We start from the raw sequence: 25876 nt of genomic DNA, 5'->3' as shown, positions 1-25876 counted from the left end.
ATTTTTATTTATTTTATGTGTTGTCAAATAAAAATTTTGTGGTATGATATAGTAGAAAGAAAAAAAGAGGGAGGTCTATTATGAAAGAATTATTGAAATACCCAAAAGACATACTAATATCGGGTATCTTTTTTTTGTTGTTGCCTTTTTTAATGGTTCCTAGTTGGGTGTATGAATATTCTACTCAAAAACATCTCGTGTTTTCAATATTTTATACTATTATGTTTTTTTATTATTTTTATAAAATACAAAAAGAAAAATATGAAATAAAATATTCTTTGAACCATATTTATTTTTCTTTATTTGGCTTAGCCACTGTAATCTCATTAATTAGCGTTATTATACAAAACAGATATTATTTTAGATACTCCTTTGAAGTTTCTTTTTATACATTGATGATTGTTTTAGTCTCATATATACTGACTAACCGATTTGGTAAAAAATTTGAATATATTGAAGCAGCATTGTTTATATTTTTAATAACCGGGTTTATTATAGGACTCGATGGCCTTTTAAATAAGTTTTTTGGTTATGATTTCTTTTTCGGAAAATATGGGGATCCTTCGCAACGAATTACATTAAGGACTACTATTGGTAATCCGAATTTTGTTTCAGATTATATGGGGCAAATGATACCTATAGGTATCTATTTTGCTTTATCTAAAAAATCAGGTATCTTAAAAAGAATATTTGCAATAATAAGTGTTTTTGTTATGTTTTGGGTTTTATTATTTGCTCAAACACGTTCCATTTATCTTTCGTTCTTTTTAGGAATGGGAATATTTTCAATATTTTTTACATTAAGTATATTGAAAAATAAAGATGGTGAAAAATTTAAATATATAAAATCAAAAAATTTTATTATTCCTTTAGTTTTGATAATTTTAATATTATCTTTCTTGTTAGTAATGTTTAATATACCATCTCCTTTTAATAAAGAAGGAGAAGTTGTTGCTGCAAAAAGATTTGAAGCCATCTCTTCTGTTTCATCATGGGATGAAAGAACGCTATCTTGGTTAGCGGCTGTAGAGCAATGGAAAGATAAAAATCATTTAGAAAATAGATTTATAGGTGGAGGAATAGCTACTTATCCTGTTTATGCTGTTAGATATATGGCAGATATTCAGGCAGAAAATCCTGCTAAGTTTTATTATGCATGGAACAATTTTAAAAGAGCACATAATGATTATTTACAGGTATTAGGGGAAACTGGGATTTTGGGTTTTATTCCTGTAGTATTGTTATTATTAGGATTAGTTACTACATTTCTTAAAAGAGTATTTAAAATATATGATTTTGACAAAATTTTAATGTTTAATTTATTTGCCTGGAGTCTGACAATTGTTGCAATACATTCATTTACTGAATTTCCTATGCATTTACACCCTAATATAATGTCAGCACTATTTATAATTTCTATAGCAGTATCAGAACAATTTGGCGAAACAAGAAAGTTTAATATTGATAAAAAGAGATTAAAAACAATTTTTTTAGTATTTATTATAATTGGAATTATTGTTTCATATTTAAAAATTCAATCAACCGCTGCAGAAGTATATTTCAAAATTGGAAATACTGAATATATGAAAATAGATGCATATGAAAATGTTGTAAAAAATCAAATTCCAAAGATTATAAATCAAATTGATGATAAAATAAGGGAATTAAAAAATTATAAAGTAACAAGCCCTCTTGAATTGCAAAAAATATCTGCTGAAATAAAAAATTTAGAAGATCAAAAGAAAAAATATTTAACAGCAAAATCTGAATATGAAAATAAAGCATTTAATTCTTATAAAAAAGCAAAGGAATATTTTTTGAAATCATTGAAGGCTAATTCAGCATTTGGAAAATCAGGTTTTTACTTGGCACAATTGTTAGCAAAAACTCCATATAGATTAATGGAAGTAGATTATAATAATTTAGAAAAATATATGGATATGAAGACACCGGAATATGAATTTATGTTAAATAAATTCAACGGTGCAATAGATTTAATGCCTTTTAATAGGTATCAAATTAGAGATACAATAAAGAATCTATATGAGTTATTAAAAACTCAAAATAATACACAATTATTGCAGGCACTGGCTTATGTTCAAACTATACAGGATGAAATAGATCAGTTAGAAAGTAATTACACATCATTTAATGAAAAAAATGCTTATAGATTAATAGCCAAATTAAATGTTCTAATTTTCCAAAATTTAATGAATCTTGAAAAATATTTTGAATCAGATGAAAAAGTTGTTAAAGAAATAGATAAATTGAAGAAAAAATATTATAATGATTTTGTTCATTGGTATAATAAGACTATAGAAATTTTACCTGGAGGTTGGAACAGATTTCCAGAATGGGAAGATGTTTATACAGAATATATGAAAATAATGTTTAACTTTAATCAATATCTTGGATATGAAAAAACAGTTAAAAACATTATTGAAATATCAGAAAAAGAAAGTAAAGCAGATTATTATATGGCAAAAAAATTCAGAGGTATTCCTGATAAATCATTTGATTTCTTTGAGAGCTTATATTTTCATTTAAAATCAATAAATAAAAATGAATTAGCTATTGAATTATCAAATTCTGTTGTTGAAAACTATAAAGAAGTATATAAATTCTATGTAGAATATTTAAAAAAATATCCTGATTATAGATATAAAAATAGAGTAGAGAATTTCATAAAAACATATGAATTTTTAAAGAAATGAGAATAGCTGTTTATCTATTGATAGTGGTAATAGTTTTGAATTCTATAACTTTCTATTTTTATTTAAAAATGAAAAATATGGAGTCTGTAGAATCTAAGTATTCTATATTTGATGCATATATGAAAACAAGGTTTTATGATAAACTTATTATCTTTATGAGCAACCACTCAAATATACAAGAAATAAAATTAAATGGATTAATTTTTAAAAGAGAAGGTAATAATATTATAGTTGAGGAGGAAACAAAATGAAAAGAGCAATTATAATAGATTCTGGTTGTTCTCCAACAAACGATTGGATAGAAAAATATCATTTGAATTTCATGGGTATGAAAGTGTATGTTGATGGTAAAGAATATACAGATGGTGTAGATTTAAACCATAAGGAATTTTATGAAATAGTGAGGAATTCGGAGGAGATACATACAGCACAACCATCATTAAAAGAATTAATGAATATGTATGAAAGTTTAAAAGAAGAAGGATTTGATGAAATCATTGATATTCATTTTTCATCAAAGATGTCAGGATTATATAATACTGCACAGATGGCCAGAAACATGTTAAATAATATTAATGTTAAAATTATAGATACAAAGATGGTATCTATAGGAGCTTCTCTTGTTGCAAGAAGAATTGTTGAATTATTATCAGATGAAAATAAAACATTTGAAGAAGTAGAAGAATTAGTACAAACAATTATTGATAATACATTTATGGAATTTTCCGTGCCTACGTTAAAATATCTTGTGAAAAATGGGAGAATAGGAAAGGCAGCAGGAATGGCTGGTACATTATTGAAAATAGTTCCTGTTTTAACAGTAGAAGATGGAGAAATAACTCCCTTAGTTAAAGTTAGAGGGATAAATAAAGCATTTAAAGTAATGGCAGACAATGCATTTGAATTCATAAAAGATAGACCCCATAATATAAAAATATATAAAGTTCATGGGTTTGATTCAAATAAAGAACATGAGGATAAAGTCTTTAATCTTTTTATGGAAAAATTTGAAAAATTAAATTATAATTATGAATTAATAGAAGGTAGAATATGGCCAACTGTTGCATGTCATAGTGGCCCCGAAGTTTTTGGACTTGCAGTGTATGGGGAGGAAAATCCGTTATAATGAATCTTGAAGATTATTTTAATGAACTTGAATCTTATCTAAAAATTGGATTAGATGGAAAGATATCATGGAAGAATTTTTTTCCTCAATTATATAATTTATGCAAAAAAAGTATAAACATAATAAAAAAAGAAAAGGGCCTAAAAGAAAAAATAGGCTCCTTTTTAGCATATTATAAGCCAATAGCTGTATTGCCTGATGAGAGGAAAATTAAAAGAGTTAAGCAAGGATTAGAATTAGTTGAAAAACTAAGAAGACAGTATTTAATAGATGAACCAGAGGTTCCACATAAAGATTTGCCATTAAAGACAGATATAAAATTTATAAGAGGTGTTGGAAATAAACGAGCAACTATGATGAGAGAACTTGGAATAAATAATATAGAAGACACATTTTATTTTTTTCCAAGAGACTATGAAGACAGACGTGAAATAAAAGCAATTATAGATTGTTATCATGGCCAAAATTGTTTAATTGTAGGTAGAATTATTAATTTTGAAGAAAAGAAAGTAGGTACATTAAAAATTCTTTCTTACGTTCTTGAAGATAAGCATGATTCTGTTATAGTTTTAACATGGTTTAATCAAGATTATATAAAGAGATTTCTACAAATAGGAATGAAAGTTGCAGTTTATGGGACAGTAGAAGTTGAATTTGGTAGGAAACAAATAAAAAATCCTGATTTTCAAGTTATAACTTCTATAAAAGAAGTGAAAACTGGGATTTTGCCAATTTATCCATTAAAAAAAGGATTGTATCAAAATAGTATGAGAACTATCTTTTCTGAAACCATTCAATATTCTCATAATGTAAAAGAATTTTTACCAGAAGAAATTATAAATAAATATCAATTTATAACATTTCCTCAAAGAATAAAAGGTATTCATTTTCCAAAAAGTTATTATCATTTAGAAAAAGCGAAAGAAACTTTAAAATATGAAGAAATTTTTTTATTTGAATTTTCTGTACTAATACAAAAACAAAAAATACAATTAAAAGAAGGTATTTCAAAAAATATTAAAGGGATATTAGCCAAAGAATTTATTTTTAGTCTTCCATTCAAATTAACTAAATCACAAATAAAAGTTTTTGAAGAAATTAGGGAAGATATGAAAAAGGCAATACCAATGAATAGGTTACTTCAAGGGGATGTTGGATCAGGTAAAACGGTAGTTTCGGAACTTGCTCTTATAGATAATTATGAAAGTGGATATCAGGGTGCAGTAATGGTTCCAACATCAGTTTTGGCAAAACAGCAATATAAAAAATTAAAAGAAGATCTGGAAAAACTGGGTATAAAAGTAGAAATTTTGTTAGGAGAAACAAAAAAATCTGAAAAAAAGAAGATAAAGGAGAATTTATTAAATAATCAAATTGATGTTTTAATAGGAACACATGCATTGATTCAGGATGATGTTATATTTAAAAATTTGGGATTAGTTGTAATAGATGAACAACATAGATTTGGTGTAAAGCAACGATTAGCATTAATAAACAAAGGTAAAATGCCAGATATTTTATTTATGACAGCAACGCCTATTCCGCGGACATTAGCTATGACATTATATGGTGATTTGGACGTTTCATTAATAACAGAGATGCCATCTGGAAGAAAAAAAGTAAAAACTGTTTTAGTAAAAGAAAATAAAATAAATGAAATATATAAATTTATTGAAAAAGAATTAGAGTCAAAAAATCAGGCCTTTTTTGTTTATCCATTGATAGAAGAATCAGAGGTTCTGGATTTAAAAGCTGCAACTGAAATGTATGAAATATTAAAAGAAAGATTTAAAAAATATGGAGTAGGATTATTACATGGTAAAATGTCATCAGAAGAAAAAAATAATATTATGGAAAAATTTGTTAATAAAGAATTTAGTGTTTTGATTTCAACAACTGTTATTGAAGTTGGAGTTGATATACCAGATGCAACTATAATGGTTATAGAACATGCAGAAAGATTTGGTTTATCTCAATTACATCAGTTAAGAGGGAGAGTTGGAAGAAGCAAAAAACAGGCATACTGTTTTTTGATAGTAAGCCAAAGTGTTTCAGGTGAAACACGTGAAAAATTGAGGAAATTTGCCGATACTACAAATGGTTTTGAAGTTTCCGAAATTGACTTACAATGGAGAGGGCCAGGGAAATTTTTTGGAACAGAACAACATGGATTACCTGATTTCAAATTTATAGATATATTGAATGATCCGGAATTAATAGAAAAAGCTAGAAAGGATGTTTTTGAAATCTTAAAAAAGGATCCAGAATTAAAAGATCATAAAAATTTAAAAAAGGAAATATATAGGCGTTATGGTAAAAGTTTAAAAATGTTAGAAGCGTAGGTGATAGATAATGTTAACAATAGAGAATGGAGATTTAAAAGGAAGAAAAATAAATATTGTTTCAGATAAGAGAACAAGATATACGCCAGCTAATGTTAGAAGGGCATTGTTAAATATAATAGATGTAACGGGTATGAATTCTTTAGAGATATTTGGAGGATCAGGAGTTGTATCTTTCGAATTTATAAGTTCTGGTGCAGAAAAAGCAACAATTATTGAAACTTCAAGAAAAGCCTGTTCTACAATAATAAAAAATGCGAAAAAGATGAAAATTGATAATAAAATTAAATTAATATGTTCTGATTTTAGAAAAATTGTTGTAAAGTTAACTGAAAAATACGATATAATATTTATGGATCCACCATTTCAAATGGGATTGGCAGGAGAAGCGTTAAAGAAAATAAGTGAAAATAAAAATATTTATGATGAAAATACTATAATAATTGTAGAACATTCAAAAAGAGAGAAATTAGAAAAAAAATATGGTGATTTAACAATTTATAAGGAGTATAATTATGGTGATATAAAACTATCCATCTATTTAAAGGAAGGTGAATAAGATGATTATAGAAAAATATCATATTTTTAATGTGATGGAGCATTTAGTTGAAGATATAACGAATGAAATGTTTAGTATGCCAAATGTGGATATGTGTGTATGTGATAGATGTCGTGCAGATGTAATAGCATTGGCTTTAAATCATTTGCATCCAAAATATGTAGTAACTGAAAAAGGAAGAATTTTTTCTGAACTTGAAACATATACGTTTCAGATGAGAGCAGAGGTATTAACAGAAGTTTTAAAAGCTATGGAAAAGGTAAAAGTAAGGCCGTCGCATCCAAAAGAAGAATCTGTTTACAAAAAAGTAAAGATAGATTTAGATGATCTTGAGAAGCATTTTGATAATATTCAAAAAAAGAAAGATCAAAAATAAGCGGTAAAAATCATTCCAAGTATTTCCTCGTTTTGATTAGAAATATAATTTCCTAATTTTAACATTATCAGTTGATTTTCAAGTATTTTAATTTTATTTTCTATTTCAGATTTAATTTCAGGATCGCTTTCAGAATTTAAATAGTTTTTTAATTGATCAATAAGTATTTCCAGTTTTTTAATTTTTTGCTCTTTTTTATTTTTATTGTTATCAATTTTGTTGTTATCAATATTAGAAGTATTTTTATTCTCTTCATTATCACTGTTTTTATTTTTATAAATAATCATAGCTTGAGTTTTCCCAGCTACAGCAGCTAAAAAAGCACCTCTTTTTTGTATATCCAATGAAATTTTACTATACACCACATATCCGCCATTTCGAGCGGCTTCTTTTTTAAAAGCCATTAAATTTCCAGTTTCCTGACTTAAAACACGTATAATACTTAATGATGCTGGAGCAGAATTAGCTAATCCTGGTTCTCCTGGGTCCAATCTATAGCCAAGAAGAGGATTAACGCTATCAGGATTAATTTTCATATTAATCATATAATCACTCCAGTTAAGAAAAATATAGAAATTAGAACACCATTTATATTTTAGATGTGAAATTGAATAAAAAAGTTCTAAAATAATAAAAAGTGAGTGATAAAATGGATATCTTAAATAAATTAAAAAAAAATATGAAAACAATAACAATAGATCATTTAAAAATAAATTTTACATACATTGAAAAAAAAATAGATGATTTAGAGAAGTATGTTCAACAAATTTATATGGAAAAACTTTCTGATATTATAATCATATTTGAATTAACATATCAAACAAGGGTTTCAGGTTTTTCATATAGCGATGAAATAAATATGAATGAAATATTTGAGAAGTTTAATAGTAAGGGAAACAGTCAAAGAGCTGTATTTGCTACTTCTGAAAAAAATATTGAGAAATTAATGAATGATATTATAAATCAATTAAGAGAAAAATATATACCAATACTTAAAGCTATGGATATAATGTCTTCTCCAGTAAGAACTGTGTTATCTAATGAACCTATTGAGAAAGTATATAGAATAATGATACAAACAGGACATAATGGTTTTCCTGTTATTGAAAAAAATGAATTAATAGGAATAATAACCAGAAAAGATATAGAAAAAGCGATAAATCATAATTTATCCAAATTACCAGTAAAAAAAATAATAACAAAAAATATTATTTCTGTTTTGCCTGATACTCCAATAGAAGAAGTAAGATATAAAATGCTTGAAAATGGTATTGGTAGATTGTTAGTAATTGATGAAAATAATACATTAATTGGTATTATAACAAGATCAGACCTTATAAAGGGTAAAGTTTTTCATAAATCTAAGCCAAAGATTATTATTGATTATGAAGAAGATTTACATAAATACAATATTTTAAAAAAGATGGTTGAATTCATACCTCCAAAATACATGAATTTATTGAGATTGCTTGGGATATATGGTAGTGAGTTAAATATGCCGGTATACGTGGTTGGTGGTTTTGTCAGGGATTTATTGTTAAGTAGAAAAAATTTTGACATAGATATAGTGGTTGAGGGTGATGGACTAAAATATGCGAAATATGCAGCAAGAAATTTAAGAACCACATTTGTTGAACATAGCGAATTTCATACTGGGTCATTGTTTTTTAAAGATGGTTTTAGAATAGATATTGCTACTGCAAGAACAGAATATTATGAAAAACCCGCAGATTTGCCTAAGGTTGAATTGAGTACAATAAAAAAAGATTTATACAGACGAGATTTTTCAATTAATGCAATGGCAATAAAACTTAATAGTGAAGAATTTGGCGTTTTGATTGATTTTTTCGGATGTAAACATGATCTGGATAGAGGGATTATAAAGATACTATATAATTTAAGTTTCATAGAAGATCCTACAAGGATTTTAAGAGCGATAAGATTTGAAAAACGTTTTAACTTTAAGATTGAGAATAGAACTTTAGAATTATTAAAAGATGCTGTAAATAATGGTTACATTGAAAAAGTTACAGGTATGAGATTAAGAGAAGAGTTTGAAAAAATATTAAACGAGAGAAATATAACAGAATCTATAGATGAGATGGGGAAATTTGGCATTTTAGATCATCTGTTTTTATATTCTCAATATAAAAAGAGTAAGTTAGAAACATTCGAAAAGGTTTTAAAATTTTATCAGTGGATAAAGAAAAATGTTCCAAAATATTCTTATAAAGTAAAACTATTTCATCTGTTTTTATATTCATATTTAGTTTATGAAGAAGAACAAGCAGCATTGTATAGTTTTGAAAGATATGGATTACCTAAAAAATTTTTAAATAATCTTGAAAAATTAAAAGAGGCTATTTTGCAATTGAACAAGTTAAATACATATTCATCATACTCTGATTTTTATAAAATAGTTGAGAATTTTGATAATGAACTGTTGATTGTTATCTCTGGATTTATAAAGGAAGAAATAAAAGATAAATATAAATCTTATTTATTAAAGATTAATGATTTTACTTTAGAAATAGATGGAAAGGATATAATGAGTTTAGGTATTAAGGGGAAACTAGTGGGGGTTATATTGAATGAAATAAAAATGAAAAAACTTGATGGTAAAATTCAAAATGAAAGAGAATATCTGATGAATTTTGTGAGGGGATTTAATGAGTCAATATAAGATATATATATTAATTGCTACAATTTTAATAATAATATCAGTTTTTTTTACAGTTAAAATAATTAATGACTCATCTGATTTGATAACTATTGCTTCAATGCAAAAATTGCCAGTTGAAATAGAAAATAAGAGCAATGATGTTATATATGTTAATAATGAGAAATTAAATCCTTTGGAAAAGAAAAATATTAATTTAGGTCAAAATGAAAAAATTGTTGTAACTAACAATACAGGAACTGTTTTGATAAAAACATTTGAAAGAATATATAAAGTGAAATTAAAGTCTTTTGAGGTGGTGGTTAAAAATGGGAAAAATTAAAGATATTGATAGAGTAAATTATGTTATTCATTTTTTTTCAGCTGGAGATACTGATTATTGGTTGTATCATGAAAATGTTTTGGACGAATTAAAAAAACATTTTGGAGAAATAGATTATATTTCAGAAGAATTAGATTTTCAAAAATATACATATTATTACAATATGGAAATGGGTCAAAATGTAAAAATAAAAGCTCGAATGATTAGCTTTAAAAATCTTTATTCTCCAGGTTTTTTGGCTGAAGCAAAAACCATAACAAATAACATTGAATCTAAATACGCTGTAGATGGTAAAAGGAAAGTAAATTTAGATGTGGGGTATATACATCATATGCAATTTGTTTTAGCAAGTACTAAACCTTGGGGGAATAGAATATATTTATCTAAAGGCATATATGCTGAAATAACTCTTATGTATGTGTATGAGCAATGGAAGGCATTTGATCATTCCTATCAAAATTTTAAGGATAAAGAATATCAGGATATATTAACAGAAATAAGAAATTTATATTTAGATAAAAGAAAAAAATGGCTATCTGGAAAGAGATGAATATGAAAAAAAATATTTTGTTTTTCTTGATTTTAATTATAATAGTTAATATTTATGGAAGTGCAAAATTATTATTTCCAGGAAGTATAGATTTTTATTACCAAAGATCAAAAAATATTAATTCCGGTATTCAATATACCGGAATTCCTTTGTTTTTTATAGATGATAAGGATTATAAGTCTAATATAACTTTTGAATTTCCGCTAGGGTTTGAAAAAAGATTAGAAAATAATGTAATATTTAACGGCGGAGGATATTATACATTAGAAAAAGATAAAATATTTTTTAGTGATTTGTACAATGAATATTATTCATGGATGAATTTTGGATTTGAATTTTATCATAATAAGGAGTTATATGCTCGATTTATAGCAGATTTCAAAGAAGGAAATAGCCCCTATTTCAAATATAAATCATTAAGTATATTAGATATATACAATGATTTTTCTTTATCAAAAAGAACCACTTTAGACATGCCATCTTTAAGTTATTTGAGTTTAAAAAATCATAATTGGAGTTTTATATTAGGTAGAACAAAAATTTCTTTAGGGCCTTTGAAGAATTCTTTAATATTATCAGATGCTTCAAAATATTATGAAAATATAAACTTTAAATATTATTTAGATGATGTAGCATTTAATACAATAATTATCTCAATGCAACCTATGATGACAAAATCAGAATATGAAAAGCAATTTTCTACCGAAGCAACTATGGCTATGAAAGAAGTTTTAGTGAATAGAATAGATATTAAAAAAAATATTTTTAATTTTGGAATTACGTCATTAAATTTATATGGTGGGAAAGTGCCAAAAAGTCTTTTTGATGTAAATAATTCTTTAGTTTCATTTGATTCACAATTACAAACAAAGAATATAAGATTATATTTTCAAGATGCATATAATCCAATAAAAGGGAAAAATAGCTTTGGATACGGTGGAGAATTGAATTTAGAGTTATATAAAGATATTTATTTTTCTTTAATGTATGAAAATTATAAAGTTGAAAGTGGAATTTATGAAGACGATATTCCATATAATAGATTGTATAATAGATCATTAGAAATAATTAATGAACCTGGTGCAAGGTATTTTTATGATTATCCTCTGGGATTTAAATATGATGAAAATTCAGATGTAAAATCTGTTCAGGCATATATATCTTCTAATAAATTCTTAATATTTTATGAAAAAGAATTTGGTACAACATTTGGAAATGAGTTTTATAATAATAGAGCTAAAGTATATTTTAAAATACCATATTTAGGCGAAATTCAAATTAAATATATTAATACAAAATATAATGAAGAAAAATTTAAAAGTTATTCATTATTTTGGATAATGCCAATAAAAATTCAATAATAAAAATGGAGTGTAAACAATGAAAAAAATTTTCTTAATTATCTTATTATTCATTTTTTCATTAACTGTATTTTCGTTTTATTTTGAAAATAATATAGATTATAAAATATATATTGTAGAAAGAATGCTTAATGGTGAAGTATTAGAAACAGCAATATCTCCTTATCCTTCAGATAAAAAATTAAATACAAATGTTGTTTTTCAAATTCCATATTTTTATACTAATAATTATGAGCTAATTCCAATTTTTGAAATAAAAAATAATAAATCAGGTTTAAAATTAGATATAACAAAAGGATGTAATTTTAAATTAGAAATGTATTATGGAGAAAAAATAAATACGTTTTGGTTTGTTTTAGGAAGATATAAAACTGATTGGTCATTATTAGAACATGGAGTATTTTTTTCTGATTCATTACCATATGTAAATGGTATAACAGGGGGATTTACAACAAATTTTCTTTTAGGCGATATGGGCATATACTTTGGGGCTTATTCCTTTAATCCATATTTAACTGAAGAAGAATTAAAGATTCAAAAAATGCATATTGATGGAAATTCAGATAGAAGAAGTATAAATGAAGGTTATTATGATCCATATAAAACATTATTAATACATAGATTAGATTTAAAACCTATAAAATTTTTTAGAGTTTCAATAAATGAATTAAATCTAATAGGGGGTAAATTTCCTGATTTAGTAGATTTGAATTTTATGAATATACTTCACAATACATATGGAGAAGGTTATTCAAATGCTTTATTTGCAATTGACGGTGAATTGGTTCCATTAAAAGGATTAAAATTGTATGGTGAATTTGCGATGGATGATTTTGTTGTACCATTAACAGAAGCAGGAGCAGAAAGTTATAAACCTACAGCATTTGCATGGGGATATGGCATTAAATTAGCATTTAAAAGAAATAATAGTTATTATATTGCCAAGTATGAAAATTATAAAATATACTCATGGATGTATAATAGATGGCAGGAATTATTAAAATTTACTGGGAGATATATAGATGATAAAATTTATGACATTCCTATGGGTTATGATTACGGAAGCGGAATCGAGAGTCAATTAATATCTTTAGAATATATAAAAAATATGATTGATGTAAAATTAATGTTTGAACAAGTTATTCAAGGAGAAATTAATTTAAATACATCATATTTTGATACAGATTTAAAAGGTAATACAGAAACATGGGAAGGGCCATATGGTAAAACAAAAGAATATTATTATACAACAATAAACTTAAATATTAATAACTTTTTGTTTAATGTAAAACTTGAGAAAACAAATATTGTTGAGTATAACTTGAATTACATTATTAAATTTTAATATAGGATTTTATTCTTGAAAACAAATATTAGGTGATAAAATGAGAAATACATTTTTTATACTTGAAAAATTAGAAAATAAAAAATTCCCCTATAAATTAACAATTATTCAAGGAGAAAAAGTACTGTTGTCTTTGAGAGTACAAGAAAAATGGCCTGGCCAAAAAGGTCACATTTTTTGTATTAGAGAAAAAGAGAATATCATACCAGAGCCTACAAAAATAATAGAAAAAGTTCCTATTTTGTATATGGAAAGATTGGGGAAAAGGTTAGTAATAATTCTCGATAGAGAAATAAGGAAAAGATGTGATTTTTTATTTTTAAAAAAGAAGTATAAAACCAAACCTGGTGAATATGAACAAATATTTTGGAGAACCGAACAGGGGCTAAAACAAAACAAACCAAGAGTAAAATTAACTACATATTATCATAAAACATTAAGTATAGTTATTGATTCAAATGAAAAATATCCATGGAGATTTCCAGAATCAATTATTTCAAAAAGAAAATTACCAGTTGGAGATTATGCTTTAATAGATAATGATGAGATAATTTCTATTGTTGAAAGAAAAACATTTGAAAATTTATTGAAAGAATTTTCTCAAATGGCATTCTTTCATCAACATTTAGTAAATCTAAAAGGATTTAAAAATCCTGCGCTTGTAATTGAAGCAAATTATTCAGATTTCCTAAATATAGATAAAATAGGAAAATATTATACTCCTTCATTTTTTGAAAAAGCTATAGCAGAATTGTTCGCCTATCATTCTGAACTTACAATAGTGTTTGCTGGGAACAGAAAACTTGCTAATCAATGGACTTATAGATATTTTGAAGCTATAAAATCGCATAAAGAAGATACACCACATTTTAAAATTGCGGAAATTATAGAGGAATATAAAACTTCAAAAAAAGGGAATGATATATATCTTCAAATAAAAAAAGCTATAGATAATGATTTTCCTGATGGATTTAAATTTGCTCAATTAAAAGAAAAATTTCCACATATATCAGAATCTAAAATGAGAAAAATATTAAATTATTTGAGGGATGAAAAAATAATAACCCTAATAAAAAAAGGTAATAAAAGTTTTTGGAAAAGAATAAAGGAGGAATAGTATGAAAGTTGGATTAATATTTGGTACAAGGCCAGAAGCAATAAAGATGGCACCAGTTTATCACACATTAAAAGAATATGGAATAGAAGCAAAAGTAATAGCAACAGCACAGCACAGAGAAATGTTAGATCAGGTATTAGAACTTTTCGATATAAAACCAGATTTTGATTTAAATGTCATGACACATAGGCAAACATTACCAGAATTAACAAAAAATTTAATTGATAAATTGGATAAAATAATGAGAGAAGAGAACTTTGATTATATATTAGTGCAAGGCGATACAACATCCACATTTGTAGGGGCCTTAATATCATTTTATTATAAAATTCCTGTTGGACATGTTGAAGCGGGTTTGAGAACAGATAACATATATAATCCATTTCCTGAAGAAATGAATAGAAGATTAACAACTGTTATAAGTTCTATACACTTCCCTCCAACACAAATATCCAAAAATAATCTACTAAAAGAAGGTATTTCTGAAGATAGAATTTATATTACTGGAAATACTGTGATAGATGCATTGTTATGGGTTATAGAAAAAAATAAAGATAAAATAGAAAAAATATTGGAAAAATATGGATTAAAAGATAAAAAATATATATTAATGACAATGCATAGGAGAGAAAATTGGGGAGAACCAATGAAGAGTGTAATGCATGCAGTGAAAGAATTTTTATTAGAAAATAAAGATATTTATCTTGTATTTCCGGTACATTTAAATCCAGCTGTAAGAGAAATTGTGTTTCCAGAATTAGAAAAATTAGAGAATGCAATATTAATAGATCCAGTGGAATATCTTGAATTTACAGCATTAATGTCAGGTTCATATTTTATAATGACAGATTCAGGTGGAATTCAAGAAGAAGCTCCTGCTTTGGGAAAACCTACATTGGTATTAAGAAAAACTACAGAAAGACCTGAAGCTATCGAAGCAGGTACAGCAAAATTAATAGGGACGAATAAAGAAGTGGTTTTAGAATATATGAATAAATTGACCTTCGATAATGAATTTTATTCAAAAATGTCAAAAGCTAAAAACCCTTTTGGTGATGGAAAAGCATCAATGAGAATAGCAAAAATTCTTCTTAAACAAAAAGTTGAAGAATTTAAAATATAACAAATGCCAGCAAAAAGCTGGCATTTGTTATTTAATAATATTTCTAATAGTTGTATCAAGTGTTGTTGAGAATGAAAATGTAATTGAATACAAATTTTTTGATGGTAAATAATATGTTCCGAATTCCAAATCAATAGGTATATTCTCATCAGTTATAAAATAGATTTCTGGTGATATATCAAAAGTTAGTCCAAATAAATTATCATAATCTATTAATTTGTAAATGCCATTTAGAGTATAATCAATGTCTCCAATAGAGAATAGATTAAATACATTAATTCTTTTATCTGATTCATCTGAAAAATTAAATAAATCAAGGTTAATACCATACACTTCTTTAACAAGATTAAATTGTGAAAGTAGTGCGTCTGGTTCTTCAAGTAAAGAAATTTTATCATATAACGGATTAAATACTGAACTATCTGCATATTTTAATTCTAAACTAAATGAATTTAAAAATGGTAAATAATTATCAAAAAAATAAGCTGTATTTAAAGTATAAGCATTGACATAATTTTCGTTATTATTGATAAGATAATAACTACCAGAAAGATATATGCCCAGGTTATAAAGATTTTCATAGATTAAGGTTGGATTTATCAGATAATTTTTTAAATCAATAAATTCGCCATTTAAGAGAAAAGTTGTTGAATAAGCAATAGCTTTTGATGAACTTCCAATATCTAATTGAGTTGGTATTGATATAGATAATTGACCGGATAAATTTTGATATGAATTATATAAACTTTTTAAATAATTTAAATTTAGACTAAACCATGGATTTGGTTTGAGATTTATATTTGAATTTATTCCTAAATCCAACACTGAAAATGTATCAGAATATAAAGAATAATATCCTAAGTCAAAATTATAATAAGGGAATTTTTCAAATGACACAAAAGAAGAGTTTTGATAAAAATTATTTACAGTATTAAAGCTTGTTTTGAAATTTATCTCATAAGCATCAAATTTTGAAATATCATCATTTAATAATAAATTTGACTTTATTAAAGGTGGATAATGATTATTATGTCTTTCAACATCAAATGTATGCATATCTGGATCTATATCAATAGCTAATATATCTTTAACGTTATATTCTATATTTTTGACTGTCACATATTCTTTTGTCCCCTCTTTGGTTAAAACCCTTATTTTTGTAGGAATTTTCATATCATCAAGATCAATTATAATTTTGTTATCTTTATGTTTAATAGATGCATCAAAATTTTTCTTATTAATAAATAAATCATATAAAATATCTTTATCTACATATTTTGATAAAAAAGTTAAAAAATCATTCTCTGTAGGGCTTTTCTCATTATATTTTTCATAATATTCTGCAAGTATATTAGTTAGTTTTCTTCTTCCTAAATAGTCCCCCAATGAAAATAAAGCTCTTTTACCTTTATTATAATAAATATAGGATGCAAAGTTAACTGGAATTTTATCAATATCATCAGTAACAGCATTTTCTATCTTGTAATAACCTAAATTGAATATGCCTTTTTGATCAAGAACTGAAAAATTTTTAACGAGAGTTTCTGAAAAACTATCGGTTAAAATATCTGGTAAATAAATATTGTATAATCTATCATCACCATACTTTTCATACATTGATATATGTGCAGAATAATCTGCTAAAGATTCGCTCATAAAATTATTATCTGCAAAATCGACACCCACTCCAATTCCAAACCACATATGAGCTAATTCGTGTGAAACCACATAAAAAGTTAATGGTTCTAATAATCCAGGTAAAACTAAATCCGCAGTTGTAAAGAATCCATCTCCTAATAAAAACATTCCATCAGCTGCCATACCATACATTCCCGGATATGGATCTTGCACAACATTAATAGTTGAATATTTCAATTTCCCAAAATCTTTTGTATGTAGTTCTAAAGCTTTAATAACATGTGTTGCCATAACTGCTGCTCTTTGTTCCTGACCTTTTCTATACCATATATTTATAATATAATCCTTTGAATTTAGCGATAACTTATTGAATGACTCCTTTTTTATAAAAACTATAGGCATAGAAACATATTTTCCTTCAGAATAGTATTTTCCATTTATTTTTTTGCCTGACAATATAGGTATAAAATTATCGTTGTTTTCAATCTTTACAGATACGGTATGATGTGGAAGTAAATAATCACTATTTTTATTTATTACTATAGGGTACCATCCAAATCGCCAAATATAGATATCATCAAAAGTAACATTATCAGCGTTGGCTTTTTTTGAAAAATATGTTTTAAATGTAATTTTTAATATTTTTTTATTAGTGTTTACTTTTAGTATTCCATTTTTTCTTTGATAATTTCTAAACTTTTTTGAAGGATAATTTTCATAAGAAAAATCTAAAAGATTGTTATTTTCATCAGTTACTTTAATAATATCGATTCTACTTTTTTCTTTTGATTCGAATAAAGAGTTTAAATAAGGATTATCATGACTATCTAAATTAGGAAATAAAGCAAAATATGGTTCTTCATTATTTTCTAAAGTAACAGTTAAATAACCTAAAATAGCTTTTTCTTTTTCAATTAGTCTAATGTTTAAATCATAATTAGCAGCAAATGAAATTAAATTTATTATTACAATAATTGATATAAGCAGTTTTTTCATTTATTATCCCCGCCAATATAGTCATTTAAAAAAGATTCAGCATCGCTTTGAGTATATCCAACATTTTCCAATAATTCAATCGCAAATTCTCTATTTATTTTTCCAGCGTTATATAATTCTAATATTTTTTGTTCTTCTGGAGTTAATAAGTTGTTGATTTTTGTTTTTTTATTTTCTTCAAACACAACATCATTATTTTGTGTTTTCTTTTTTTCTTTAATAGTTAAATCACCACTCACACTTTTGAAATTAATAAATCTATCTGTTGAATGCTCGAATTTTAAAGAAAGATTTGTATGTACATCACCAGAGGGCGCGGTGTTTTTATTTATAAATACTTCCTCTTTTCCAGCGATATATAAATCAATATCTCCCGAAACGGTTTTTATTTTAGCTTCTTTAAAGTTTTCTGTTAGATAATCTAATTCACAATCTCCAGAAATTGTTTTAATATTTAAAGAATAAATTGGAGAATTGGTTGTTTCTAAATCACCACTTGTGGTGTAAAATTCAAGGAATTTTATTTTTGAATTATATATACCAGTATCTCCTGAAATGCTTTTGACATAAAAATTATTAAGTGAAACTTTATTTAAAGATACATCGCCATTTACATTGTTAATTGAAATATTTAAAATATCTGAGTTAATTTTTAATTTTACATATCCACCAGAACTGAAGTTAAATGAAAAACCAAACATTTTTGATATAAACGAATCAGATTTTGGTTTAACATTTAAATACCATTTTTCGTTTTCTACATAGTTTTCTATTTCAATATTTTCAGGAAAATCTTCATATTCAAAAATATTTTCATTACCATACTCAATATCTATATCCACATCTACGAAGTTTAAAATTATCTCTTTGACACTTTTTTCAGGTTTCAAAATCCCGTTCATTATTCCCCCTTCTTTCCTCTTAAAATTTCCTTGGCTTCTTCTGGAGTTAGTTCCCCTTTTTCTATTTTTTCAAGAATTTTTAATGTATCAATTCTAGTTTTTTCCTCAATAAATCCCATAGCCCTGACTACCCCCTCCAATCTTGCCTTTGCTGTAGGATAAGAAATACCTATTTCTTTTTGAACATCAGAAAGATTACCTCTATTTTTTATAAAAATCTTTAAAAAATATAATTGTTCATCAGAAAGCTTTGCAAAATCATCCAGATGGAAATTACCTCTAATAGTAACGTCACATTCAGGACATTTAAATTCTGAAATAATCAATTCACCACCGCATACAGGGCAACGTGTTAATCTATTTTTTTTCATAAAAAACACCACCTTTTATATATTATCGATACATTAAAATAATACCACTCAACTTTAAAAAAGTCAAGTGGTATTTTTCATCTTTTTAAAATTTCAAATTATATTTTTAATAAAAATAAGAATAAATTAAATAATTTTTACTTCGTTGCTTAAATTTTCTGATTCTAAAATTTTATTTATATTTTTTTTGTTTACACTTTTTATATAATCGTTCAATACTACAATGTCAAAACCTCTTTCTAAGGCTGTTTTTATAGTTTCCAATACGCATACATCTCCGGCTAATCCTAATACAATTAATTTTTTTATTTTATATTCATTTAATATATTTTCTAAACTATTTTCTTTTTTGGTTTTAAAATCCTCATAAAAGGCGGAGTAACTATCTGTATTCTCAGTAGTCCCCTTTTTTACTACAAAATCATATGTATTAATAAATAATTCATTTCCAAATGTGTTTTTTATACAATGTGGTGGCCATATTTCAAAAGATTTATGATTTTTCGGATGATCATCTTTACTTGCAACTATTAAATAATTATTTTTTTTCGCTTCGTTTAAAAATTCATTCACAGATTTTATCCATTTTTCATCAGTCCCTTCGACAGGTAATTCATTTGGGCAACGTAAAGTAAAACCATTTTGACAATCAACACATAATATAGCAGTATTTTCTGAATTGAACTCCATATTTTTTAGTTTTTTTATAATTTCCACATAGTTCACCTCTTTTTGTTTCTATATTTATATATAATTATACTATTTATATTATAAATTGCAAAAATTAGAAAAACACGAATATAATGAAAAAAATTTCATTATCTTATAAAATCCGCTTTTTTTTAATTATATGGAGGGTTTTTAAAAAATAATAAGTATGGTATAATCAAAATTGGTAAATACTAAATTTTAAAGGAGGGTTATATATGGCAAAAATGATAAGAAAAAATTATTTGTTGGCACCAGGCCCAACTCCTGTGCCTATTGATTTATTGTTGGAAGGTGCAAAAGATACAATTCATCACAGAACTCCTCAATATTTAGAAATTCAAAAAATAGCTTTAGAAGGGGCACAATATATTTTTCAGACAAAAAATCCTGTATTTATATTATCTTCATCAGGAACAGGAGCAATGGAAACAGCTGTTGCTAATACTTTAAATCCAGGAGATAAAGCTATCGTAGTCGTTGCTGGTAAATTTGGTGAAAGATGGATGGAAATTTGTAAAGCTTATGGAATAGATCCTATTGTTGTGGATTTAGAATGGGGAGATTACGTAAAACCAGAAACAATTAAAGAATTATTAGAAAAAAATCCTGATACTAAAGCTGTATTTACAACATTAAGTGAAACATCAACAGGTACAATACATCCTATAAAAGAAATAGCTGAAATAGTAAAAGATACAGATGCAATTATTGCCGTAGATGCTATCAGTGGTATGCTAGCTCAACCTTTGAAAATGGATGAATGGAATTTAGATATAGTTGTAACAGGTGTCCAAAAAGGTTTCATGATGCCTCCCGGTATTGCTTTAATTAGTGTAAGTGAAAAGGCATGGAAAGTGATCGAAGAAAATAAAAATCATCACTATTACTTTGATTTGAAAGCTTATAAGAAAAAATATCCAGATTCACCATATACACCACCGGTAAATTTAGTTTATCAATTAGCAAAATCTGTCCAAATGATAGAAGAAGAAGGAATTGAAAATGTTTGGGAAAGACATAGAATAATGGCTGATGCAACAAGGGCAGCTGTTAAAGCTATGGGACTTGAATTATTTGCAAAAAATCCTGGAAATGTTTTAACTTCAGTAAAAGTTCCTGAAGGCGTTGATGGTGGAAAAATACTAAAATATCTAAGAGATGAAGAAGGGGTAACCTTTGCTGGTGGTCAAGCACACTTAAAAGGAAAAATTATAAGAATTGCTCATTTAGGATACATGTCAAAATATGATGTTATTGTCGGAATTAGTGCTTTAGAAATGGCATTAAAGAAATTTGGTTTTGATGTTGAATTGGGTTCAGGTGTCAAAGCTGCACAAGAAGTATTTATGAAAGAAGGTGTTTAATATGTGGATACATATTAACGATCCTTTAGCTGAGGAAGCTACACAAAGATTAAAAGATGCATTACCAGAAGCAAAAATAACAATTGAACACTTTGAAAAAGAAGAATTAAAAGAAAAAGTTAAAGATTTCGATGTTTTAGTTGTAAGAAGTGCTACAAAAGTAACAAGTGAAATAATAGAAAATGGTAAAAATTTAAAATTAATAGCCAGAGCAGGAATGGGATTGGATAATGTTGATTTAGAAGCTGCTAAGGAAAAGAATATAAAAGTAATTAATACTCCTGGCGCTAATTCCTTATCAGTTGCAGAATTGGTAGTAGGATATATGTTATCAATATACAGACATCTTGTAACTGGAACTACTTCATTAAGAGAAGGAAAATGGGAAAAGAAAAAATTAAAAGGTTATGAATTAACTGGAAAAACGTTAGGTATTGTTGGATTTGGACATATTGGTAAATTAGTTAGAAAGTTAGTTACAGGGTTTGATATGAAAGTATTAGTATTTGACGTTTTTGAGATTCCCGAAGAAGTTCAAAAAGAACATAATGTAAAACAAGTATCTTTTGAAGAATTGATTAAAAACTCTGACATTATTACGTTACATGTTCCATTAAATGAAAAGACAAAACATTTAATATCTGAAAAAGAATTTGAAATGATGAAGGATAATGTAGTTATAATTAATGCAGCTCGTGGTGGAGTAGTTGATGAAGAAGCATTGTTAAAATCTTTAGAATCAGGTAAAATTCTTGGAGTAGGATTAGATGTATTTGAAACAGAACCACCAACTTCAGAATTACAAATGAAGTTATTGAACCATCCTATGGTTGTAGCAACTCCACATATTGGGGCAACAACAAAAGAAGCACAAAGAAGAGTAGGATTAGAATTAGTAGATAAAATGGTGGAAATAATAAAAAATATGTAATTTGTTAAGTTAATTTAATATTCTTTGATATTTTTTGAGTTATAATACATATAGTTATTCTTATAAATGGAGGTGTTTAGGGTGAAAGTATTCGTTGACCAAGACGCATGTATCGGATGTGGAGTTTGTGAAAACTTATGTCCAGATGTATTCAAAATTAGTGACGAAGGTAAAGCAGAAGCATTAGTTTCTGAAACAGATTTACCTTGCGCACAAGATGCAGCAGATTCATGTCCAACACAAGCTATTTCAGTTGAAGAATAACTCTAAAGGCCAACCTTGAAGGTTGGCTTTTTTATTTTAAATTTTTAAATATTGAAAACTAAAAATTTTACAATTAAAAACATATAATATTTTATTGAATAATCAAAATCCATAATTCTCATAATAAGTGAATTATGGATTTTGATATTTTAAAAAAATGTTGTATAATATGTAATGAAATTTAAATATAAGTTTTGGAGGGGGCATTATGAAAAAAAGTAAAGTTATTGTTGTTACTTCTGGGAAGGGGGGAGTAGGGAAAACAACTGTTTCCGCAAACATAGGTGCTTCCCTGGCTTTAATGGGATATGATGTATGTTTAATTGATGCAGACATTGGATTAAAAAATTTAGATTTAGTTTTAGGACTTGAAAATAGAATTGTCTATACTATTTTAGATGTTGTAAAAGGTGGCAAATCACCAATAGAAGCAGTTGTTAAGCACAAACAAATAAAAAAGCTAAATTTATTGGCGTCTTCTCAGATTGCAAATAAAGATATGATATCACCTGAAGATATGAAAATGATAGTAAATGAATTATCTAAACATTTTGATTATGTAATTGTTGATTCTCCTGCAGGAATTGAAAGAGGGTTTAAAAATGCAGTTGTAGCAGCACAACATGCAATAGTTGTTACAACTCCTGAGTTAACAGCTATAAGCGATGCTGATAGAGTTATAGGATTATTAGAAAATGAAAAATTTGATGAAGATAGTATTTCTTTGGTAGTTAATAGAGTAAAACTTCATATGATAAATAAAAACGAAATGCTTTCTCCTGAAGATATTAAAACAGGATTAGCTATTGAATTATTAGGTGTTGTTCCTGATAGTGAAGAAATAATTATTGCGACTAATAAAGGTGTTCCTGTTACATTAGAGGATAATTCAAGAGTTTCAAATATATTTATGAATATTGCACAAAGGATTGCTGGGAAGGAGAATCCAATAGAAAATGATTTTGCGCTTTTAAAGGATGATTCTAGAAAAGGGTTTATGGGATTCCTGCAAAAGATGTTTGGTGGCAGGTGATATGAATGGGTTGGTTTAATTTTGGCAAGAAGAAGGCTAGTAGAGATGTTGCACTAAAAAGAATGCAAAATCTTGTTGGTAATAGAAGAGAAAATATATCAAATCTTTCTATGAAAGAAGAGAGCAATGTTGCAGTTGTAGAAAGATACAATTTTAATATTAATGTAAACGAAGTGTCGAAAGTGATCAGAGACTATGTAAGAAAAAAGGCCAAAATAGATGGGAAAAACGTGAAAGTTCATATTAGTAAAGATGAAAATGGTTATACTATAGTAACTAATATTTTTTTCAGATGAGGTGGAAATATGTTGAAAGAATTTTTTATTTCGACATCACATAGAAATGAATATATAGATATTACTCATAATATAAGAGATTTTGTAAAAGAAAGTAAAATAAAAGATGGAATTGCCATAATTTTTGTACCACATACTACAGCAGGAATTACAATGAATGAGAATGCAGATCCATCTGTAAAAAGAGATATGAAAGAATTTTTGAATAAATTAATACCTTCAGAATCTTATTTTACGCATCTTGAAGGTAATTCTGATTCGCACATTAAATCAACATTGGTTGGCCCCTCTTTAACTATAATAATAAAAGATAATGATATATTATTAGGGACATGGCAAGGAATATACTTTTGTGAATTTGATGGTCCAAGGAGAAGAAAATTTTTTATTAAGTTAATGAGTGATTAAGCGGGAGGCATCCCGCTTTTTTTATATTGATTTTGTTAAATTAATAGAGTATAATTTAATAGGGAGTGAATTTTTATGGAGAAATTAAAATTTTATGAGGAAAAAGACATTCAAGATGAAAATGAATATTCAATAGGTCTTATAGTATTAAAGAAAGGCGATTTATTATGCCAATCGCGTTTTTGTGATTATAGGAAAATATATATTAATAAAGGAGTATTTTCAGAGGAATTTTTGTTTGGAGTAAAAACAAACGAATTTTTAAAAAATGTAAGAAACAGTGAGATTTTAATTATAGATGATTTAAATGAAGCGAATGAATATTTATCTCAAAATAAAGAATTATTAAAATTGGCTATAGAAAAAAGAATAAATATGCTCATTAACATGAATAAAAAAATTTCATCAAAATTCTCGCGATCAAATGAAGAAAAAATATATACAGATCAGGAAACAAAGAAAATTTTTAAAAAAATATATAGATATAATTGGAACTATTTTAATGATAAATTTATTCAAAGTTATATCTATGCAAGAGAAAAAATATTAGAAGAAGAAGTAGAAGATGCGTTAGATATTCTTAATAAAATAAATTTAAATGAAATAAAAGATCCTTTTTTTAAAGCAGAAATAGATATATGGAAAATATATTGTACGAATTTTTTAAACAAAAAAAAGGCTAATGAATTATTTGAAAAAATTAAATACAAATATGATTTTTTAGATTCTTTATTTTCTTTTAAAATATTAAAAAGCATATTAAAAGGAAATGAATTAGAAAATATATATAAAACATATTTTAAAAAAGGATATTTAATTCCAGGTAATACTGTTTTGTTTTATGAAGGTGAAGAAGGAGATTGGTCTTTTTTAGTCTTAAGTGGTAATATTTATGTTTCACGGTTTATTGAAAATAATACGGAAATATTATTAAATATTTTAACTGAAGGAGAAATTGTAGGTGAAATTGCGGTCTTACAGAGCATAAAAAGAACTGCAACTGTTTTTACTAAAACACCATTACAGATGATTTTAATTAATTCGGAGAATTTTGAAAATTTAATTGAAGAAAGTTATTTGTTGGGTAAAAATATATTGAAGGCGCTTATATATAGAGTTGATTTTCAGAAGAATTTATTAAGTCAACATGATTTAATTTCAAAAGCTTCTTTGTTAATAAAAAAATATTCTATTGAAAGATTAAATCAATTACGATTGACACCTAATCAATTTTTAAATTTATTTTGTATTAAAGAAGATATAAATGAATTTTTTGCAGAGCTTGTTAAAAATAAAATAGCAACCTTGAGGCCTGATGGAACACTTTATTTTAAATGATTATAAATA

General features: G+C 26.1%; 25 protein-coding genes. 20 read left to right on the top strand and 5 right to left on the bottom strand.

Annotation, left to right across the window (positions count from 1 at the left end; translation table 11 throughout):
- The first annotated feature begins 80 nt into the window (after positions 1-80).
- The 6 genes from JRV97_RS00430 to JRV97_RS00405 are packed head-to-tail and all read left to right on the top strand — an operon-like array spanning position 81 to position 7117.
- A complete protein-coding gene (locus tag JRV97_RS00430; protein ID WP_280999165.1) occupies positions 81-2714 on the top strand; it encodes an O-antigen ligase family protein in 2634 nt (877 codons plus the stop codon).
- Positions 2711-2965 carry a hypothetical protein gene (locus JRV97_RS00425; protein ID WP_280999163.1) on the top strand — a complete coding sequence of 85 codons (255 nt, stop codon included), beginning with the start codon at positions 2711-2713 and terminating at the stop codon, positions 2963-2965. Before JRV97_RS00430 ends, JRV97_RS00425 begins: the two co-directional genes overlap by 4 nt.
- Positions 2962-3840, top strand: coding sequence for a DegV family protein (locus JRV97_RS00420; RefSeq protein WP_280999161.1), 879 nt, complete (start codon positions 2962-2964; stop codon positions 3838-3840). The genes JRV97_RS00425 and JRV97_RS00420 overlap by 4 nt, the downstream gene beginning before the upstream one ends.
- Complete coding sequence (recG, locus tag JRV97_RS00415) at positions 3840-6182, top strand: ATP-dependent DNA helicase RecG (protein WP_280999159.1); 2343 nt, start codon at positions 3840-3842, stop codon at positions 6180-6182. The genes JRV97_RS00420 and recG overlap by 1 nt, the downstream gene beginning before the upstream one ends.
- A gap of 10 nt (positions 6183-6192) precedes the next feature.
- Complete coding sequence (gene rsmD / locus JRV97_RS00410) at positions 6193-6741, top strand: 16S rRNA (guanine(966)-N(2))-methyltransferase RsmD (protein WP_280999157.1); 549 nt, start codon at positions 6193-6195, stop codon at positions 6739-6741.
- A gap of 1 nt (position 6742) precedes the next feature.
- The gene (locus JRV97_RS00405; protein WP_280999155.1) at positions 6743-7117 is read left to right on the top strand and encodes a late competence development ComFB family protein; all 375 of its coding nucleotides are present in this window, start codon (positions 6743-6745) and stop codon (positions 7115-7117) included.
- On the opposite strand, the gene JRV97_RS00400 is transcribed toward JRV97_RS00405, so the two are convergent.
- Positions 7108-7662, bottom strand: a complete 555-nt coding sequence (locus JRV97_RS00400) for a hypothetical protein (protein ID WP_280999153.1) — start codon at positions 7660-7662, stop codon at positions 7108-7110. The two genes, JRV97_RS00405 and JRV97_RS00400, sit on opposite strands and share 10 nt — an antisense overlap.
- A gap of 104 nt (positions 7663-7766) precedes the next feature.
- On the opposite strand from JRV97_RS00400, the gene JRV97_RS00395 reads away from it, so the two are divergent.
- The 7 genes from JRV97_RS00395 to wecB are packed head-to-tail and all read left to right on the top strand — an operon-like array spanning position 7767 to position 15615.
- Positions 7767-9800, top strand: coding sequence for a CBS domain-containing protein (locus JRV97_RS00395; protein ID WP_280999151.1), 2034 nt, complete (start codon positions 7767-7769; stop codon positions 9798-9800).
- Positions 9787-10119, top strand: a complete 333-nt coding sequence (locus tag JRV97_RS00390) for a hypothetical protein (RefSeq protein WP_280999149.1) — start codon at positions 9787-9789, stop codon at positions 10117-10119. Before JRV97_RS00395 ends, JRV97_RS00390 begins: the two co-directional genes overlap by 14 nt.
- The gene (locus tag JRV97_RS00385) at positions 10106-10669 is read left to right on the top strand and encodes a DUF4416 family protein (RefSeq protein ID WP_280999147.1); all 564 of its coding nucleotides are present in this window, start codon (positions 10106-10108) and stop codon (positions 10667-10669) included. Before JRV97_RS00390 ends, JRV97_RS00385 begins: the two co-directional genes overlap by 14 nt.
- 2 nt (positions 10670-10671) lie before the next feature.
- Positions 10672-12030: a hypothetical protein gene (locus JRV97_RS00380; RefSeq protein ID WP_280999145.1), complete on the top strand. Its 1359-nt coding sequence runs from the start codon at positions 10672-10674 to the stop codon at positions 12028-12030.
- Between the two features lie 19 nt (positions 12031-12049).
- Positions 12050-13375 carry a hypothetical protein gene (locus JRV97_RS00375; protein WP_280999143.1) on the top strand — a complete coding sequence of 442 codons (1326 nt, stop codon included), beginning with the start codon at positions 12050-12052 and terminating at the stop codon, positions 13373-13375.
- Between the two features lie 40 nt (positions 13376-13415).
- Complete coding sequence (locus JRV97_RS00370) at positions 13416-14492, top strand: ERCC4 domain-containing protein (protein WP_280999141.1); 1077 nt, start codon at positions 13416-13418, stop codon at positions 14490-14492.
- Position 14493: 1 nt separating this feature from the next.
- Positions 14494-15615 (top strand): non-hydrolyzing UDP-N-acetylglucosamine 2-epimerase, encoded by a 1122-nt coding sequence (gene wecB / locus JRV97_RS00365; protein ID WP_280999139.1) that lies wholly within the window; start codon positions 14494-14496, stop codon positions 15613-15615.
- 27 nt (positions 15616-15642) lie between these two features.
- Here the strand turns inward: wecB and JRV97_RS00360 are convergent, their stop codons facing one another.
- The 4 genes from JRV97_RS00360 to JRV97_RS00345 all read right to left on the bottom strand — a co-directional run bounded on the left by JRV97_RS00360 (position 15643) and on the right by JRV97_RS00345 (position 20239).
- A complete protein-coding gene (locus JRV97_RS00360; RefSeq protein ID WP_280999137.1) occupies positions 15643-18249 on the bottom strand; it encodes a M1 family aminopeptidase in 2607 nt (868 codons plus the stop codon).
- Entirely contained in the window at positions 18246-19151 is a 906-nt protein-coding gene (locus JRV97_RS00355) for a DUF4097 family beta strand repeat-containing protein (protein ID WP_280999135.1), read from the bottom strand. Before JRV97_RS00355 ends, JRV97_RS00360 begins: the two co-directional genes overlap by 4 nt.
- On the bottom strand, positions 19151-19522 hold the full coding sequence (locus JRV97_RS00350; RefSeq protein ID WP_280999134.1) for a DUF2089 domain-containing protein: 372 nt from the start codon (positions 19520-19522) through the stop codon (positions 19151-19153). The genes JRV97_RS00355 and JRV97_RS00350 overlap by 1 nt, the downstream gene beginning before the upstream one ends.
- 126 nt (positions 19523-19648) lie before the next feature.
- The gene (locus JRV97_RS00345; protein WP_280999132.1) at positions 19649-20239 is read right to left on the bottom strand and encodes an isochorismatase family protein; all 591 of its coding nucleotides are present in this window, start codon (positions 20237-20239) and stop codon (positions 19649-19651) included.
- A gap of 209 nt (positions 20240-20448) precedes the next feature.
- Between JRV97_RS00345 and JRV97_RS00340 the strand changes: the two genes are divergently transcribed.
- From JRV97_RS00340 to JRV97_RS00310, 7 genes are all read left to right on the top strand, one after another.
- A complete protein-coding gene (locus JRV97_RS00340; protein WP_280999129.1) occupies positions 20449-21597 on the top strand; it encodes a pyridoxal-phosphate-dependent aminotransferase family protein in 1149 nt (382 codons plus the stop codon).
- Between the two features lies 1 nt (position 21598).
- Entirely contained in the window at positions 21599-22528 is a 930-nt protein-coding gene (locus tag JRV97_RS00335; protein ID WP_280999127.1) for a D-2-hydroxyacid dehydrogenase, read from the top strand.
- An 81-nt stretch (positions 22529-22609) separates the two neighbouring features.
- Positions 22610-22792 (top strand): ferredoxin, encoded by a 183-nt coding sequence (locus tag JRV97_RS00330; protein ID WP_280999125.1) that lies wholly within the window; start codon positions 22610-22612, stop codon positions 22790-22792.
- Positions 22793-23000: 208 nt separating this feature from the next.
- Positions 23001-23825, top strand: a complete 825-nt coding sequence (gene minD, locus JRV97_RS00325) for a septum site-determining protein MinD (RefSeq protein WP_280999122.1) — start codon at positions 23001-23003, stop codon at positions 23823-23825.
- A 5-nt stretch (positions 23826-23830) separates the two neighbouring features.
- A complete protein-coding gene (locus JRV97_RS00320) occupies positions 23831-24121 on the top strand; it encodes a hypothetical protein (protein ID WP_280999120.1) in 291 nt (96 codons plus the stop codon).
- 9 nt (positions 24122-24130) lie between these two features.
- Positions 24131-24529: a secondary thiamine-phosphate synthase enzyme YjbQ gene (locus tag JRV97_RS00315; protein ID WP_280999118.1), complete on the top strand. Its 399-nt coding sequence runs from the start codon at positions 24131-24133 to the stop codon at positions 24527-24529.
- 75 nt (positions 24530-24604) lie between these two features.
- Positions 24605-25867: a cyclic nucleotide-binding domain-containing protein gene (locus JRV97_RS00310; protein WP_280999116.1), complete on the top strand. Its 1263-nt coding sequence runs from the start codon at positions 24605-24607 to the stop codon at positions 25865-25867.
- Positions 25868-25876: the final 9 nt, after the last annotated feature.

Source organism: Marinitoga aeolica (assembly GCF_029910535.1).
Classification (GTDB): Bacteria; Thermotogota; Thermotogae; order Petrotogales; family Petrotogaceae; genus Marinitoga; species Marinitoga aeolica.
Note: the sequence above shows the minus strand (reverse complement) of the source record. Positions and strands in the feature narration are given on the sequence as shown.

Excerpts from the sequence above, each read along its gene's own strand:
- JRV97_RS00340 (WP_280999129.1), top strand. The coding sequence starts at position 20,449 with ATGGCAAAAATGATAAGAAAAAATTATTTGTTGGCACCAGGCCCAACT.
- JRV97_RS00400 (WP_280999153.1), bottom strand. The coding sequence starts at position 7,662 with ATGATTAATATGAAAATTAATCCTGATAGCGTTAATCCTCTTCTTGGC.
- JRV97_RS00395 (WP_280999151.1), top strand. The coding sequence starts at position 7,767 with ATGGATATCTTAAATAAATTAAAAAAAAATATGAAAACAATAACAATA.
- rsmD (WP_280999157.1), top strand. The coding sequence starts at position 6,193 with ATGTTAACAATAGAGAATGGAGATTTAAAAGGAAGAAAAATAAATATT.
- minD (WP_280999122.1), top strand. The coding sequence starts at position 23,001 with ATGAAAAAAAGTAAAGTTATTGTTGTTACTTCTGGGAAGGGGGGAGTA.
- wecB (WP_280999139.1), top strand. The coding sequence starts at position 14,494 with ATGAAAGTTGGATTAATATTTGGTACAAGGCCAGAAGCAATAAAGATG.
- JRV97_RS00360 (WP_280999137.1), bottom strand. The coding sequence starts at position 18,249 with ATGAAAAAACTGCTTATATCAATTATTGTAATAATAAATTTAATTTCA.
- JRV97_RS00310 (WP_280999116.1), top strand. The coding sequence starts at position 24,605 with ATGGAGAAATTAAAATTTTATGAGGAAAAAGACATTCAAGATGAAAAT.
- JRV97_RS00420 (WP_280999161.1), top strand. The coding sequence starts at position 2,962 with ATGAAAAGAGCAATTATAATAGATTCTGGTTGTTCTCCAACAAACGAT.
- JRV97_RS00320 (WP_280999120.1), top strand. The coding sequence starts at position 23,831 with ATGGGTTGGTTTAATTTTGGCAAGAAGAAGGCTAGTAGAGATGTTGCA.
- JRV97_RS00390 (WP_280999149.1), top strand. The coding sequence starts at position 9,787 with ATGAGTCAATATAAGATATATATATTAATTGCTACAATTTTAATAATA.
- JRV97_RS00405 (WP_280999155.1), top strand. The coding sequence starts at position 6,743 with ATGATTATAGAAAAATATCATATTTTTAATGTGATGGAGCATTTAGTT.
- JRV97_RS00370 (WP_280999141.1), top strand. The coding sequence starts at position 13,416 with ATGAGAAATACATTTTTTATACTTGAAAAATTAGAAAATAAAAAATTC.
- JRV97_RS00315 (WP_280999118.1), top strand. The coding sequence starts at position 24,131 with ATGTTGAAAGAATTTTTTATTTCGACATCACATAGAAATGAATATATA.
- JRV97_RS00335 (WP_280999127.1), top strand. The coding sequence starts at position 21,599 with ATGTGGATACATATTAACGATCCTTTAGCTGAGGAAGCTACACAAAGA.
- JRV97_RS00380 (WP_280999145.1), top strand. The coding sequence starts at position 10,672 with ATGAAAAAAAATATTTTGTTTTTCTTGATTTTAATTATAATAGTTAAT.
- JRV97_RS00375 (WP_280999143.1), top strand. The coding sequence starts at position 12,050 with ATGAAAAAAATTTTCTTAATTATCTTATTATTCATTTTTTCATTAACT.
- JRV97_RS00350 (WP_280999134.1), bottom strand. The coding sequence starts at position 19,522 with ATGAAAAAAAATAGATTAACACGTTGCCCTGTATGCGGTGGTGAATTG.
- JRV97_RS00425 (WP_280999163.1), top strand. The coding sequence starts at position 2,711 with ATGAGAATAGCTGTTTATCTATTGATAGTGGTAATAGTTTTGAATTCT.
- JRV97_RS00430 (WP_280999165.1), top strand. The coding sequence starts at position 81 with ATGAAAGAATTATTGAAATACCCAAAAGACATACTAATATCGGGTATC.
- JRV97_RS00385 (WP_280999147.1), top strand. The coding sequence starts at position 10,106 with ATGGGAAAAATTAAAGATATTGATAGAGTAAATTATGTTATTCATTTT.
- recG (WP_280999159.1), top strand. The coding sequence starts at position 3,840 with ATGAATCTTGAAGATTATTTTAATGAACTTGAATCTTATCTAAAAATT.
- JRV97_RS00355 (WP_280999135.1), bottom strand. The coding sequence starts at position 19,151 with ATGAACGGGATTTTGAAACCTGAAAAAAGTGTCAAAGAGATAATTTTA.